Here is a 15699-nt window from a genome sequence, read left to right on the forward strand (position 1 = left end):
ACGGAACTCATTCTGAAACGATCAGTAAGGAATAAGTCCTATGGCTGTGAAGACCATCTGGCCCATCGATCACTCCTGCGGCCATCACTCCAACCGTGACCTGTCCGATCGGCCGGCCGACCGCCGCGCAGGCTTCGCCGAATGGCTCGCCACACAGGAGTGCACCGCCTGCTGGCGTGCCTCCAAGGAAGCCAACGAGCAGGACAAGACAGCATGGTTGGAGACCAAACGGGCTGAGGAGCAGGCCGAGTCCGAAGCCTGGTCGCAGCAGTACCGGATGCCTCCGCTGGAGGGAACCGAGCGGGCCGTCTCCTGGGGTGTACGCTGCCGCCACCAGATCCTGGCCGCCGCCTACACCGCCCTGGTCGTCGAAGGCGACACCAGCGAGGTCGACTGGGAGGCCATCGAGGAGTCCGCACGCACGATCACCCGCGCCGGCTGGTGGATCGACCAGCGCTCCTCCGAGCCCGACGACCTCCCCAAGCTAATCCAGGCTGCCACCGACGCCAACCGCCCCATCGAGAACCCTTACTTCTAGTACTCCAGTGCGGTTTTTTGATCTACCTGCCGGCTGGGCGGGCGAGCAGTCGTTGGTAGTCGCCACGTCGGGTCGTGGCATGGTGCCGTGTAAGGCTGCGGCAGACCTGAGCTCTTCCAGCGGCTGACGTACTACAACGCGCGACGGCGCCACAGCTCCCCCGGCTACCTCTCACCCGTCGACTTCGAACAGCAGCACCAGCGAGGACATAGACTCACACTCGCAGCATGAACCCCTGTGTCCAAACTCCGGGGGTCACCTCACCGTCGGTCGGGCCCTCGGGGCCGGACATCCGGATACGCCCGGGCTCAGTCGACGGGTGAGCGTTCCACGGTGCAGGTGACGGTGCCCGCGGGGCACCAGTGGGTACGGCCGCCGACGAGGCGGAGCTGAAGATCCGCGTCACCCATGCCGGCGCCGTCGAGCGCCGCGCGCAGTGCGGTGGGGGCGGGCTGGGGCGGAAGCCCGAGGACCCCGACCAGGACGACGCCGTTGCGGGCGTCGACGGAGGCGATCTGCCAGGCGCCCGCCTCCGCCCAGCGGTCGGCGACCGGCCGGGCGTCGGCGGCCAGGGCGCGGTCCCGGGCGACGGAGACGGTGCCCGTGGTGAGCGGGACGGCGACCAGCAGCACCACGGCCGCCACCGCCGCCAGCGTCCGGCCGTGGAACGTACCCACCGGGAGCCCGGCCTCCCGGGCCGCGTCGCGCACCCGGTAGCCGAGGAAGACGAGGGTGCCGGTGGCCACGATCGCGGCCACATTGGTGGCGAACAGAAGCGCCGACTCACCCGCGTCGTGGTAGCGGTGCACGGTGATCAACAGCCCGGTCACGGCCAGCGGTGGGACGAGCGAGATGGCGATGGCCACCCCGGGCAAGGTGTCGGAGATGTCGGTCCTGACCAGGGCGAAAGCGCCGACCGTTCCCGTGGCCAGCGCGGCGAGCAGGTCGATCAGACGCGGACTGATCCGGGAGGACACCTGACTGTTGCTCGCGAACGCGTCGGGCGGCGCGGCGATCCAGCCCAGCAGCATGCCGATCAGCACGACCACCACCGCACCGCCGAACACCAGTAGCACGCTGCGCACGACATGCGCCCGGTCGGCGAGGACCAGGGCCAGCGCGGTCCCGAGGATCGGCGTCATCAGCGGGGCCACGATCATGGCCCCGATGACGGTGGCGGTGGAGTCCCCCACCACTCCCGCGCTCGCGATGACCGCGGCCAGGGCCAGCAGCACCCAGAACCGCGAGGCACTGCGACTGCCCCACGCCCTTTCGATGAACAGCGCGTCGACCATCCGGCGGGCCGCCGCCTCGCCCACACCGGCCATTTCGCCCCCTTCGTTAGGTATGCGGAGATTCTGCCCTCCGGGGCCCGGTGGCGGGGGAGGACACGACGGACCACGGACCCTCGGTGTGCCGGCGGTGGTGCCGCCCACGGCGACGGCGGCACATTCACGCGAGGCGGGAGTGTCCGTGCCGTGAACTGTGAGAAGGAAGCCGCGGACGGGGCGGACGGGATGCAGACGAGGCCTCGGTGATCAACCCCGCCCGGCGGCCCGATCAGCACCAGAGGGACCATGTCAAACGTCTTCTCCCTGAACAGCAAGTTCCTGTGGACGATGACCATCTCTGCAAGAAGGTTGGTGAAGGTGAGGTCCCGCGTCGTGGCAGGAGGTAATCGTCTCGCGAGGGAAGTAGAGCGCTGTCAGGTGGCACGGCTCGACTCCTGGCAGATCTCACGCAGATCCCGCATCAGCCCCAACCGCATGAGCGTCATGACCCAAGCCGTGCTCACCCTGAAGAGGCAACGCGGAGAACGCTCAGTGCCGGCCGCACTGGGTCAGCGCCGCACCCATCCGCGTTCGTAGGCATGCCAGCCGAGTTGCATGCGCGTGGAGACCTTGGCGACCTCCATGAGCCGCTGCAGTCGGCGCTGGACCGTGCGCAACCCCAGTCCCAGACGGGCGGCCACCGCCCGGTCGGTCAGTCCGGTGAGCATCAAGGACAGCAGAAGCAGGTCGGTGTCGTCCGGCTCCTCGGTCTGCGGCTCCGCCTCCACTTCACCGGACGCCGACAGCAGCAGGGGACGGGCTGAGTTCCATACCGTCTCGAAGAGGCTGAGCAGTGCCCCCACGATGCCCGGAGCACGCACCACCACGGAGGTCGGTTGCGCACCGTCCTGAGGGGAAACGGGGCCCAGCAGAGGCATCAGTGCTGTGGAACGGTCGGCCACGATCAGCTTGCACGGTACTCGCTCGACGACCCGCACCCGTTGGGTGCGCCCCAGAGCCGCGGAGAGTTCGGCAGTCGTCGACGGCCCGTCCAGCGCGGCCTGTTCGATGACGACCCGGTACCGGACCCCGCGGCGTGCCGCATGCTCCTCCGCCTCGTGCTCGTCCCCTCGTACCACCGCCGGCTCGGCCGTGACGAAGGCGTGCAACTCGCGCTGGGCGCCGTGCTGGAGCTGTTCGAACCTGTGCCGGATCGCATCGGCTCCGGTCAACACTTCCAGAAGGCCGGCGCGCTCCTGTCCGGCCGCGCCCCGCCGGTACTCCTCGGCGAGTTCCGCCACCGTGGACTCCGCCTGCTCCAGGGCGTGGCGCCCCGCGGCGAGCGCGGGGCCGAAGGCCAGCTGTGGCGGCGCCACCACGTAGACGCCGACCTGTCCGGCGGCGCGTGACACCATGCCGCCGTTCTCCAGCCTGCCGAGCAGCCTGTCGGCCTCCCTCGCGTCCACGTTCAGATGCCGGGCCACCTCAAGGCTCGTCGCGCTCCCCAGCCGGACCAGCACCCGGTACACCCGCTCCTCATCCTGTTCCAGACCGATGGACCGCAGCATGAACCCCTCCCTTTGAACGCTCGGACACCCCGCCACGAGCACCGTGGAACGGAGGGTCACACTACGACCCCGCTTTCTGAGGCAGACGCAGGTCCTCCAGCAGAGGGGACACGGACCTGTGGGCTCCGGCGCACCTGGGCACGGCGGGCCCGCCATCCACCCGCGAGTCGGCCGGGCGCCACCGTGAGTTCGGGCTTCGGAGACCATGGCTGCATACTCCGCCCGTCCGAGCGCGCGATCGGCCCCGCGGGGTGGCGGCAAGTCGCCTGGCCACTTGCCGCCAGTCGGCTCGCTTCGCACCGGTGGGATGCGCACGGGGGCTGCCGTCCCGCCAGGACGAACGGTGTGCGGCAACCGGTCCGGGTACTGCTCCTGGGCTGGCCGGTCCGGGCCGGGCACGGCGCTCCTGACGTCGACGAACAGCTGGTCAGAGGAGTGGGCGAGGAGATTTCGGGCGAGGTGCGTGTCGGCGAACGGCTGCCGGGGAGAGCTGCCGATCCAGATCCCGAGGGCGTGCCGTGAACCCGTCGCGCGCGTACGGACGACGCCGGGAGACGGCGGCCTGCAGAGCCTGTGGCGCCCTTTCAGGGGCCTTGCGTGCCCCGCTCCACGTCCCTCAGGATCCAACCCCGCAAGCTCACGCGGCCCCCGACTCGTCCGCCCCACCCCAGCGGCCATCGGCAGCTATGAGCGGCACCAAATCGACCCATCCCAAGGGGAGATCCCCCACCCATGTCCCAAGGAGAGCTTGTGTCAGGACGTCTCAGACGACGGGCAGCCGCAGCCTTGCTCACGGCTGCCGCGACCGCCGTACCTCTGGCGGCCGGAGCCCTTCCGGCCCAGGCGCGGAACGAACCCGCGCCCTACTCCGCCTATCGGGCGAAGTCCGAGGCCAAGGTGGTCGAGCAGTTCGCCGACGAGGAGAAGGTGACCTTCTGGGTCGACCTCGCGTCGGAGGCGGACGACTCATCTGCCCGTGCGGCGAAGGGCAAGCCGGCCAAGGCCGCTGCCGTCTACCGTGCGAAGACCGCGTTCGCCAAGAAGTCCCAGGCCGGGGTCATCGCCCTGGCCGAAGAAGCCGGGGCGACGTACCAGTCGTTCTGGATCTCGAACACGGTGAAGATCACCGGTGACCGGGCGCTGGCCGAGAAGATCGCGGCCCGCTCGGACGTGACCGCCATCGAGGCGGACGACCCGGTGATGGTGCCCGACCCGCTGCCGGGCACCACGGAGGTACCCCGGGTCAACGCCGTGGAGTGGGGTGTCGACCGGATCAACGCTCCCAAGATCTGGAGCGACCTCGGCATCCGCGGTGAAGGCGTCGTCGTCGGCAGCATCGACACCGGCGTCCAGTTCGACCACCCGGCCCTCGCGTCGAAGTACCGAGGCCTGAAGATCGACGGTTCGTACGACCACGCGTACAACTGGTTCGACCCCGGCGGCACCTGCCCGACCTCCGCGCCCTGCGACAACAACGGCCACGGCACCCACACCGTGGGCACCATGGTCGGTGACGACGGCGGCAGCAACCGGATCGGCGTCGCCCCCGGTGCCCAGTGGATAGCGGCCAAGGGCTGCGGAACCAGCTCCTGTTCCCAGGCGGACCTGCTCGCCTCCGGCCAGTGGATGCTCGCGCCCACGGACGCCTCCGGTGCCAACCCCAGGCCGGACCTCGCGCCGGACGTCATCAACAACTCCTGGGGTGCCGACATCATCGACACCTGGTACAAGGACCTCGTCCAGGCGTGGCGTGACGCGGGCATCTTCCCGGCCTTCTCCAACGGCAACAACGGAGTCGAGGGCTGCAACACCGCGGGCTCGCCCGGCAACTACTCCAACTCCTACGCCTCGGGCGCGTTCGACAGCAACAACGCCATCGCGAGCTTCTCCTCCCGCGGAACCGGCGAGGACGGCATCGTCAAGCCGAACATCGCCGCGCCCGGTGCCAACGTCCGTTCGGCCGCGCCCGGCGGCGGCTACACCGTCAAGTCGGGTACGTCGATGGCCTCCCCGCACACCGCCGCCACCGTGGCGCTGATGTGGGCGGCCTCGCCCGCGCTCCGCGGAGACGTCGTCGCGACGGAGCGGATCCTCAATGAGACCGCGATCGACACCGCCGACCTGAGCTGCGGAGGCACTGCGGAGTTCAACAACGTCTGGGGCGAGGGGCGTCTGGACGCGCTCGCCGCGGTCGAGGCCAGCCCGCGTGGCGCGCTCGGCGCGATCGGTGGCAAGGTCGGCTCCGGCGGCTCCGGTGTCGCGGGTGCGACGGTGACGCTGGACGGACCGATGAAGTCCACGCTGACCACCGGCGCGGACGGTTCCTACGGCGTCCCCAAGGTCCTGGTCGGCGACTACAAGGTCACCGTCTCCAAGTTCGGCTACCACTCCACCGAGTCCACCGTCACCATCGTCGAGAACGGGACGGCGACGAAGGACTTCTCCCTGGAGAAGGCGCCGGACGCCACGATCAGCGGCACCGTTCGGACCGAGGGCGGCGCCGAGGCCGGTGCGGCCGTCGTGGTCCAGGGCACCCCGGTGAAGACGGTCACGGCCGCCGACGGCACGTACTCGATGACGCTGCCGACCGGTGCGTACACCATCGCCGTCACCCCGGTCAGCCGCTGCGCCACGGCGACGACCGTACGGGTGGAACTGACCGCCCCCATGGGCAAGGACTTCCACCTGGCCAGCAGGGAAGACGGCTTCGGCACGACCTGCGCGGTCGGCACGGCAGCCTTCCCGGCCGGTGACACCAAGCTCGCCATCACCAACCCGACGGCCGGCGCGGCCACCCTCGACCTGCCGTTCCCGGTCGCTCTGTACGGCAGGACCTACCGTTCCGCGAACGCCACCGTCAAGGGCGTCCTCGCGTTCGGCACCCCCAGCATCACCTCGGCGAACGTCAGCCTGCCGTCCACCGGCGTTCCCAACGGGGTCCTCTATCCCTTCTGGGACAACCTGCAGATCGACACCGGCTCCAGCGACTCCGGCGTCTACTGGGCGATCCGCGGCACCGCGCCGCACCGCTCCGTGGTCGTCGAGTGGCGCGACCTGCAGTTCATCTCGGCCGCGGCCCAGCGGATCAGCTTCTCCGCGGTCATCGGCGAGGACGGCACCGTCTCGTACCACTACAAGGACATCGACAGCGGCACCTACGAGAACGGCTCCAGTGCCACGATCGGCGTCGAGGACCACACCGGCATGGACGCCCTGCAGTACTCGTTCAACCAGCCCGCCGTCGCGAACGGCCTGAGCGTCTCCTTCAGCACCGGCAGGAGCGCGGTGCTCGCCGGCAGGGTCACGGACGAGAACGACGGCAAGGCCGTCGAGGGCGCCACCGTCAAGGTCGGCAAGGGCGGCACCGACATCGCCACGGGCACCACGGGCGCCGACGGCAGCTACCTCCTCCAGGTCCCTGCGGGCAGCACCGAGGAGGCCTACGACATCGCGGTCTCCGCGGAGCACTACTCCGGCGCCACCGCGACGCGTGAGGTGAAGGCCCGCGGCATCGCCGTGGCCGACGCCGTCCTGAAGACCGCTCTGGTCAAGGCCTCCGCGGACCAGTACACCGTGGTCGTTCCCGCGGAGCAGACGCGCACCCGCACGCTGACCCTGACCAACGAGGGCACCACCACCCCGTACGCGGTGAAGGAGAAGGACTCCGCCGCCTGGGTCACCATCGCGGCCACCTCCGGCACCCTCGCCAAGGGCGCCACGCAGAAGGTGGGCCTGCTCTTCGACACCCGCGGCGCCACTCCGGGCACGGTTCTGTCCGGCACGCTCCTCATCACGTCGGAGAGCGGCCGGGTCCCCGTCATCGAGATTCCGCTGAAGATCGTCGTCCCGGCCTACCAGGCGGCGCTCGACACCGGCGCCACCGGTTCGGTCACGGACCTGCGGGGCGACGCCTGGGGTCCCGACCGGGCGTACAAGGCCGGCTCGTACGGCTACATCGGGTCCGGGGGGATGTCCAGCACGAAGAAGACGATCTCCGGCACGAACGAGCAGGAGCTCTACCGCACGGCCCGTACCGGCGCGCAGGAGTACCGCTTCGACAACGTCCCCGACGGCGTCTACCGCATCGAGCTGGGATTCGCCGAGGTCAGCGGCACCAAGCCCGGAGCCAGGGTCGTCGACCTGCTCGCCGAGGGCCGGGAGTTCGTATCCAACCTCGACATCGCTCTGGAGGCGGGCACGTTCACGGCTCTGGACAAGACCATCACGGTGAAGGTCACCGACGGTCAGCTCAACGTCCGCCTGTCGGCGATCCACGGCAAGTCGCTGGTGAACTCCGTCCGGGTCACCCAGCGCCCTGACCTGGCCGGCTGAGCCACAGCGGCCCGACACATAGATCACAGCGGCCCGCCCGGTGTTCCTCCGGGCGGGCCGCCCCGCGTCGCCGACGCGGCTCGACGCGCTGGATTCCGCAAGTGGTGTGGGGTGAGAAGTCCACATGCTGAAATCGGCAGGCTGATTGACAGAAGCCGGCGCGTGCCCGGTTCGTCCGGCCACCCCAGGCGGGGCAGGAATCGGTGTCCCCATGCAGGTGAGTTCGGGAGGTGGGCTGCGGTGGTGCGTCGCACGAGGTCGGAGGAAGGCGCCCCGAGACGGCCTTGGCCGGCTGCGCGCCGATGCGGCCGCGTCCACGGGCGCGCCGCCGGACGACGACGTGGTTCTGCTGCTGCTGGTGGAGTTCGCCCCGGGAACGACGGCGACGACGGAGGACGAGTATCGGAGGGTGGCGCCTGACGCTCCCGGCCTGGCGAAGGCGGCCACCGGTTTTCCAGGTCCACCGCGACGACCTGCGACAATGCCGGGATCCGGTCGGCGGAGGACGAGGACGAGGAGCGGACATGAGTCTGGAGGAGCTGGGACTCACGGCGGACGAGGACGCCGTCTATCAAGCGCTCGTGCGGCTTCCAGCGGCACGGCGCGCAGAGGTCGCCGACGCGGCCGCCCTACCGGACCACCGGGCCGACGACGCCCTCCGCCTCCTCGTCGACCGAGGTCTCGCGGCCCTGACGGCGGACGGTGAACGATATGCGGCCTCGCCGCCCGCCGTGGCCCTCGGCGCCGAGCTCGCCGCCCAGCGGGAGCGACTCCTGCGGGCGGAACTGACCGTCACCCGGCTCGTCGAGGCGTACCGGACCGTCGACGTGGACCGGGCCGAGCGGGACCTGGTGGAGATCGTCCACGGGACCGCGGCGATTCGCCGGCGCCACCTCCAGCTCCAGCTGTCCGCGCGCAGCACCATCGACATCCTGTCCGCGGGGGATCCTCGCGCGGTCGCGCCCGACGACAGCCAGGAGGTGACGGCCATCGGTCGCAGCGTGCGGGTCCGGGCCGTCGTCGACCGCACGTTCCTGACCGAGCCGGGGGCACAGGACCAGGTGGCGCAGTCAGTGGAGGGCGGCGTGGAGGTACGCGTCGTCGACCGCGTCCCGTGCAAGCTCATCCTCGTCGACGGCGAGACGGCGATGCTGCCCCTGCGCTGTCACGGCGAGGACGTCGATCCGACGGTCGTCCTGCGCGACGGTCTCGCCCAGGTGGCGGCCGTGCTCTTCGAGCAGGTCTGGACGCAGGGACGGCCCTACCTGGATCCGCATCCCGCGATCGACGTGTTGGACACGCACATCCTGCGGCTGCTCCTGGCAGGGCTGACGGACTCCGCCGTAGCGGGCCAGCTGGGCATGTCCGTGCGGACCGTCCAGCGACGGTTGCAGGCCCTCATGGCACGAGCGCAGGTGACCACTCGACTGCAACTCGGCTGGCACGCCAAACACCACAGCTGGGTGTGAGAAGCCGTGGGGCCGCCCCTCAGGCAGCCCCACGGAGTGCGGATCACTTCAGGAGGACCGCCCGGATGACCTCCTGCTCGACGCTCAGGCCGCCCGGCGCCTCACTCGTCGCCCGCAGGGAGATCGAGGACGCGTCGTCCGGGCTCTGGAGGACCGTCGCCCACCGTCCTTCACCCGTCCGCTTCAGTGGAGCGGGTCGCCACGTCGCCCCGTCGTCGTACGACACCTGGAGCGAGGCGGCGGTGGCCGCGATCTCACCGGTGTACGTCGTCGAGCGCAGCCCCAGGTCGAGACGGTGCCCCGCGCGCGCCTTCCCCTGGATGTCGGTGGCGACGTCGTAGTCCAGGTTCAGCAGCGGGACGTCGGCGCGGACGGCGCCGTTCGCCGGCAGGGGCAGGTAGTCGAAGCCCCACGCGGTGCGCGTGCGGGTCGACGTGGGCCAGGCCGCGCTGGCCCGCTGCCCGGTGGCGACGAGCTCGTACCTGCCCTGCGGCGCGTTCCACGCCCGGCCGGACTGACTGTTGGACGTGGCGACCTGCGTCCCGTCGCGGTACAACGTGGTCTTCGTGCCCGTGCCCCCGACGCCCAGGTGGCCGTCGTGACCACTGGACCACATGGCGACGTTCCACTGGAAGGTTCCGCTGACATTCTGCTGGGCGACGTAATTGGAGCCGTCGCTCAGGCGTGGAGCGGTGACCGGGGCGAACCAGGCGGCGCGGTACCGCTTGCCCGCGGTGTAGGAGGCGCTCACGTTCCGCTCGGCGAAACCGGCCCCCGTACCCGAGCCGGCGTGCTGTTCGTACCAGGTCCCGAGGCCCGCGGGGTGCTGAGCCACGAACTCCGTGACCGCGCGGGAGTACCGCTCGTACTCGTCCGTGCCCACGGCCGGGCCCCAGGTCGGTGCGAAGTGACGCGAGCCCTGCCCCAGGGTGCCGGGCGTGGCGTTGTACGTGCTCTCGACACGCGCCAGGTCGTCGTCCTCGGGACGGTGAACGAGCGGTGTGTCCGGGATGGAACCCTTGAAGGTCTGCAGCAGGTCGTAGGTGTAGTCCGGGTACTCCTTCTGCCGTACGTGCAGCTTGCCCCGCCCCGACCGGGCTTCCGCGATGAGCAGCTCACCGTCCCGCTGCATGACCGAGGCGACGGGCATGGAGCCGCCCGCGGTGGCGGACTCGTAGAGTCGGCCGCGCGTGTCGTTGACGCTGATCAGCAGGGCGGCGCCGGCCTCGGAGGCGGCCCGCACGCGCTCGGCGATCGGGACTTCCGTGCTGCGGTCGACGACGACGGCCTTCCCGCGGACGTCGAGCCCCGCGTAGTCGGCGGTCGAACCCTTCCCGGCGTACACCGTCCGGAGGGTGCTGGTCCCCTCGTGGAACGGGCTGTTGCGCTGCGCCGTGAGAGCGATCTCGCGACCGCTGCCGGTCTCGGCGTCCAGCGCCTTCTCTCGCATCCGCCAGTGGATCAGCGTGTCCAGTGAACCCTTGGTCACCGGCTGTGTGGGGGAGAGGTACAGGGAGTCGTACGCGGCCGGCAGGAGCAGTGCGCTGTTCCAGTTGAAGGCCGAGGTCACCGGGCCCGTCTCGTAGGCACGCGAGAAGTCGAGGATCGTCTGGGTGGACGTGCTCTCGCGCTCCGGAAGGGCGTACGCGCGGCGCGCCCGGCTCGCGTCGAGGCGCACCTCGCCGCTCGGGTGGGCCGCGTCGACCGTGGTCGTGGGATCGAGGAGCAGGGCCATGCCGAGCCCGTCGGAGGTGTCGCCAGGGACCTCCATGAACGACCAGGCGGTGTAGTCGCCCGGGGGCAGGCGCAGCGTGGTCTCACCGTCGACGTTGACGTACATGGGGTCGCTCCGGTGAGGGCTGTTGACGACCACGGTGTCCCTGGCCGGCTTCCCGTCCCGGCCGGTGACCTTGATCGTGTAGTCGTACAGTTCCCTCTCCTTGTACAGGGCGAAGCCTGTGTGGGCCACGACCTTGCCCGTGGCTGCGTCGGTGGCGGCGATCCTGCCGGAGAAGGTCGTGTCGACGGGCACCCGCGACGGATCCAGCGTCAGCGTGACCTCGGCGCTCCCACGGGCGGGCACGGTGACCGAGGACGCCGAGAGGCTGTAGGCGGAGTCCGCGGTGTCCAGGGCGAGGTCGAGCGTCACCGCGCCGTCACCGCTGTTGCGGTAGGTGACGGTGCGGGTGCTGGACACATCCCCCGTGTGGGGCCACTGGTAGACGGCGGCCGGGACCGATCCCGTCGCGTCGATGACGGTGTCCACGGCGGTCTCCACGTCCAGACGGCCCGTGCCCGTCTCGTACGGCTTTCCGTTCGTGGTGTGCGACGCGGACATCAGCGCGTCCTTGATGCGCTGACCGCTCCACTCGGGGTGGCGCTGCTTGAGCACGGCCGCCGCACCCGAGACGTGCGGGGTGGCCATGGAGGTGCCGTTCATCGACCGGTACATGCCGCCGGACCACCCGGGCACGGACTGGGAGGCGGCGGCGAGGACGCCCACCCCGGGGGCGGAGAGATCCGGCTTCAACCCGTGCGAGCCGGTGAGCGGGCCCTGGCTGGAGAAGTCGGCGCGCTTGTCCTTCGCGTCGACGGCGGCCACCGTCAGGGCTGACTTCGCCGCTCCGGGGGCGCCGATGCTGCCGGGAGAGTAGCTGTTGCCCGCCGCAACGACGTAGAGGGGGCCGCCGTCGGCCGACAGCGCGTCGAGTGCCAGGGACATCGGATCGTCGCCGCCGGAGGAGTCGTTCGATCCCAGGCTCATCGACACGACGTCCGCGCCCTGTGCCCTGGCCCATTCCATGCCTGCGATGACTCCGGAGTCGGCTCCGGCTCCGGAGTCGGCCAGCACCTTGCCGATCAGGAGGCGGGCGCCGGGCGCCACGCCCTTCTCCGCGCCGCCGGACGCCGCCCCGCTGCCGCCGACGGTCGAGGCGACGTGCGTGCCGTGACCGTTGCCGTCGTCGACGCCCTCACCCGGTACGAAGCTCTTCGCCTCGTCGACCCGCCCCTGCAGGTCCGGGTGATCGAGGTCGGCGCCGGTGTCCAGCACCGCCACCTTCACACCGCTGCCGTCGAATCCCTTCGACCATGCTTCAGGAGCCTTGACCTGGGCCGTGGACGCCGCGAGGGCGGCTTCGACACGGCCGTCGAGCCAGAGCTTGCCGACACCGCTCGCGGGACTCCAGGTCCCGCCGCCCGGGGCAATGCCCTGCCAGAACGCACGGGACCGTTCCTTGTCGACGCTCAGGACCGTGGAACGGATCGACGCCAGGGTCCGTACGGTCCGGGAGCCGGCGGGCGCCGGCGGAGGCGTGGCGGAGCGGTTCACCGAGGACGGTGTCGCGATGAGCGGGACCGAGTCCGCCCGCGCGTCGTCGTACCCCATCGCGACCAGATCCGTGACGTTGAACAGGCGAGGATCCACCCGTCCCGCCGCGAGCAGCGGCATCGCGTCCGAGGGCACGACGTAGGTGTCCTCACCTCGTGTGTACACCTGCACCGGGCCGGACGAATCGGCGGCGGGCTCGACCGTCACCACGTCGCGGGAGCCGGGCAGATCGGTGAAGTGCACCACGTCACCGGTGACGAGGGTGATGTCATGGGACCGGACGGACTCCGGTGCGCCGTCCTCCGCGGCGCGGAGCGGCGGGGTGTCCGCCGACGCCGCGGAGAGGGGAGGCCAGCCTGCGATGGCCAGGACGAGGGCGGCGGCCAGGGTGGACCGCCGGGGGGATATGGATCTCATGGGCCCTGGTCTATCGGGTGGCGAAGCACAGGCACAGTGGTACCGGATGGCAAGGTTCCGCCATGGCGGAAGTCGGACAGTCGAGGAGACCGCGTGTCCGGTGTCGCCCGGTCGAGCCGACGGTTCCGCGCCCTCCGTCAGCGGGCTACGGCAAAGGGCTGGAGACGAGCCCTTGCGAGCGGGCTGAGCCGACGACGCGAGTGGCATGTGGTGGTGGCGGCGATGCGGATCGGCACCTTGGCCACGAGGGACATCGAGGCGGCGGTGCGAACGGCACCTCCCGCCCGCGCGCCCTCGTCACCGAGGCGTCGCCTGCGGCCCTGGAGACCGCGCCCTGCAGCGGCCCGTGCCCGGCGCCAGGCCGCGGGGCGTGGCAGCGACGACATGCCGGCGATCCGGCGTAGCCTAACCGGACCGGTCTCAGGGGCCGTCGCGTAACCGGAGGGGACACAACGGAGCGAAATGTCTCTGAGCAGCAACAACTCGGGCAGCGAAACCACCCGCAAGCGCGCCCGCGCGATTCCCGCCCTTCTGGTCACCCTCGGCGTCGTCTTCCAGATCTTCACCCCGGAACAGCTGACCGGAATGCCCGCGTTCGTCGTCGCCCCCCTCATGGCCGCTCCCTTCTACACCTGGTGGGGGACACTCTCCTTCGGTGTCGCGGGCATCGCGGCCGAGCTGCTGCTCAGCGTCGTCTCGGACAGCATCGGGGGTACCGCGGCAAACCAGGACCTCGCCACCCATCTCATCTCCATCGGATTCGCCACCGTCATGGCCGTCGTACTGAACCGCGCCGCCGTACGAGTCAACGCCCAGATCACAGCGGCCAGAGGAGTGGCCGAGGCGGCGCAGCGCGCCGTCCTGCCGGCCGCACCCGAGCACATCGGCGAACTACGCCTGAGCACGCACTACGAGACCGCCCAGCAGGACACGCTCGTCGGCGGGGACCTGTACGCCGCCCGCGCAACCCCTCACGGCACCCGGACCATCGTCGCCGACGTACGCGGCAAGGGACTGGAGGCCATCGAGACCGTCTCGATCATCCTCGGCGCCTTCTGGGAAACAGCCGACCGGGCAGCCACTCTCACCGAGGTCGCCAACGACCTCGAACGCGCCCTGGCCCGCGAAACCGCACGACGCAGCGGCTACGGCGACGCCGAAGGCTTCGCCACCTGCCTCCTCACGGAAATCCCTGACGAACCCGGCACCCTACGCACCATCAACCTGGGCCACCCACCCCCACTGCTGCTCACATCCGACGGAACGGCCTCGCTCCTCACACCGAACGCCTTCTCGGTCCCCTTGGGACTCGCCCAACTCGCCTGCGGCGAACCCGCGGAAGACCACTGGGACTTCCCACCAGGGGCCATCCTGCTGATGTACACAGACGGCCTCTCGGAGGCCCGGGACCAGATGGGCCGGTTCTACGACCCCGTCCAACGCCTCACCGGACGCACGTTTCCCACACCCCAACGCCTTCTCTCGGCTGTGGTGAAGGACGTACGCAGCCACACGGGCGGTCACCCCACCGACGACATGGCCCTGCTCGCCGTGCAGAGCCCGTCCAACAGGACGACGTAGACACCCTGGCGAGGCGGCGGCCACCACCATGCCGCCGCCCCGGTGGGCCTCGCCCCGCTACCTGCTTCCGGGGAAATGGCGGTGACGACTCGACACACCCGAGGCCTGTCGTTCAGGTCCGTCCCCGAGCTGGACGGCTTCGGCCCGGTAGTCGAGACCGACGCCCGCTCGACCACCACGACCTGTGCCGGGTCGCCACCAAGGCCGACGGCACGGGCCGCTGATGGTTGACCGGATCGGTCGAGGAGCAGCCTTGGGGAAGGGCTGTCGAGCATCGCCGCGGAGCGGGTCAGTGTGAAACAGGGCGCGGAGTTGCGGCGTTCAGGCAGACGGCGCTGGACGCAGGGTCGCCCCGGAACCGGGTGGCGCGCCGCTGTCTCCGCGCGGTGTCCCGGGCGACGGTCCGGGCACCCGAGACGATTGCGCGGGCGAGGATCAGTGCGCCGGTCAAGTGGTGCCGTCGCCCGCGGCCTGCGTCCTGATCGGGCATGAGTCCTACGCTGGCGCACAGGAGGCTGCACTCGTGTCCGGGCTCCTGCCGCCGCGTCACGCTTCGTGGAGCGCGGACGCCGCGCGGATTCGGGACGTGTGGCCGCCCAGCGGGCCGGCCGGATCGAGAACGGCGGCGCTCCGAGGAAGGGGACCGCTCACGCTTAGGCCACCTGCTTCAGATCGGCGATGGCGGCGAGAGACAGGCCCATCTCCTCGTGCAGGAATCGCACGATGGTCCAGTGGGGCAGCGCACCCTCGTCGAAGGGCCCGAATTCACGGCAGTACAGGGGGATCCAACGCAGCGCCTCTTCCAGTGCCTGTTCCCGACCCGGCTCTTGCTGGTATTCCTCGTAGGCGATGCTCCGGTGATGGATGAAGAATCGCCCGGGGAGGCGCTCCTCGCACAAGGTGCGGTATTCGCGTGTCTGCAGGATGAGGTAGTGCCATATCTCGTCGATGTCCTGCTCGACCGGGAGGAAGAGTCCGCCGAGCTGTTCCCGATGACGGGAGACGAGGTAGAGGTAGCGCAGGCACTCGGTTATCTGGCGCTCCACGAAATCCACCGGAGCGTCCGGAGTCCCGTCCGTGAAATGCCGCACGATCTCCGCGTGCAGCGACTCCCCGAGGAGACTTTTCATGTCGTAGGTAGAGAGGGTTCGACCTCTGGTCATGGTGCTCCGGTTCCTGAGGAAAAGGAAGT

At 70.2% G+C, this 15699-nt stretch carries 8 protein-coding genes; 4 read left to right on the forward strand and 4 right to left on the reverse strand.

Annotated features, from left to right (window positions below; translation table 11 throughout):
* Positions 1-40: 40 nt before the first annotated feature.
* Positions 41-538: a hypothetical protein gene (locus IE326_RS00375; RefSeq protein ID WP_190040442.1), complete on the forward strand. Its 498-nt coding sequence runs from the start codon at positions 41-43 to the stop codon at positions 536-538.
* A gap of 308 nt (positions 539-846) precedes the next feature.
* On the opposite strand, the gene IE326_RS00380 is transcribed toward IE326_RS00375, so the two are convergent.
* Entirely contained in the window at positions 847-1866 is a 1020-nt protein-coding gene (locus IE326_RS00380; protein WP_190040443.1) for a DUF389 domain-containing protein, read from the reverse strand.
* A gap of 512 nt (positions 1867-2378) precedes the next feature.
* Positions 2379-3377 carry a TrmB family transcriptional regulator gene (locus IE326_RS00385; protein ID WP_190040444.1) on the reverse strand — a complete coding sequence of 333 codons (999 nt, stop codon included), beginning with the start codon at positions 3375-3377 and terminating at the stop codon, positions 2379-2381.
* Positions 3378-4163: 786 nt separating this feature from the next.
* On the opposite strand from IE326_RS00385, the gene IE326_RS00390 reads away from it, so the two are divergent.
* Positions 4164-7709: a S8 family serine peptidase gene (locus tag IE326_RS00390; protein ID WP_229915142.1), complete on the forward strand. Its 3546-nt coding sequence runs from the start codon at positions 4164-4166 to the stop codon at positions 7707-7709.
* A gap of 524 nt (positions 7710-8233) precedes the next feature.
* Positions 8234-9178, forward strand: a complete 945-nt coding sequence (locus tag IE326_RS00395; protein WP_190040446.1) for a helix-turn-helix domain-containing protein — start codon at positions 8234-8236, stop codon at positions 9176-9178.
* 43 nt (positions 9179-9221) lie between these two features.
* On the opposite strand, the gene IE326_RS00400 is transcribed toward IE326_RS00395, so the two are convergent.
* The gene (locus IE326_RS00400) at positions 9222-12926 is read right to left on the reverse strand and encodes a S8 family peptidase (RefSeq protein WP_190040447.1); all 3705 of its coding nucleotides are present in this window, start codon (positions 12924-12926) and stop codon (positions 9222-9224) included.
* 462 nt (positions 12927-13388) lie between these two features.
* Here IE326_RS00400 and IE326_RS00405 point away from each other — a divergent pair, with 462 nt between their 5' ends.
* Positions 13389-14507, forward strand: coding sequence for a PP2C family protein-serine/threonine phosphatase (locus tag IE326_RS00405; RefSeq protein WP_190040448.1), 1119 nt, complete (start codon positions 13389-13391; stop codon positions 14505-14507).
* 653 nt (positions 14508-15160) lie between these two features.
* Here the strand turns inward: IE326_RS00405 and IE326_RS00410 are convergent.
* Positions 15161-15670 carry a glycine-rich domain-containing protein gene (locus IE326_RS00410; RefSeq protein ID WP_190040449.1) on the reverse strand — a complete coding sequence of 170 codons (510 nt, stop codon included), beginning with the start codon at positions 15668-15670 and terminating at the stop codon, positions 15161-15163.
* Positions 15671-15699: the final 29 nt, after the last annotated feature.

This window comes from Streptomyces filamentosus (assembly GCF_014654895.1).
Lineage (GTDB): Bacteria > Actinomycetota > Actinomycetes > Streptomycetales > Streptomycetaceae > Streptomyces > Streptomyces filamentosus.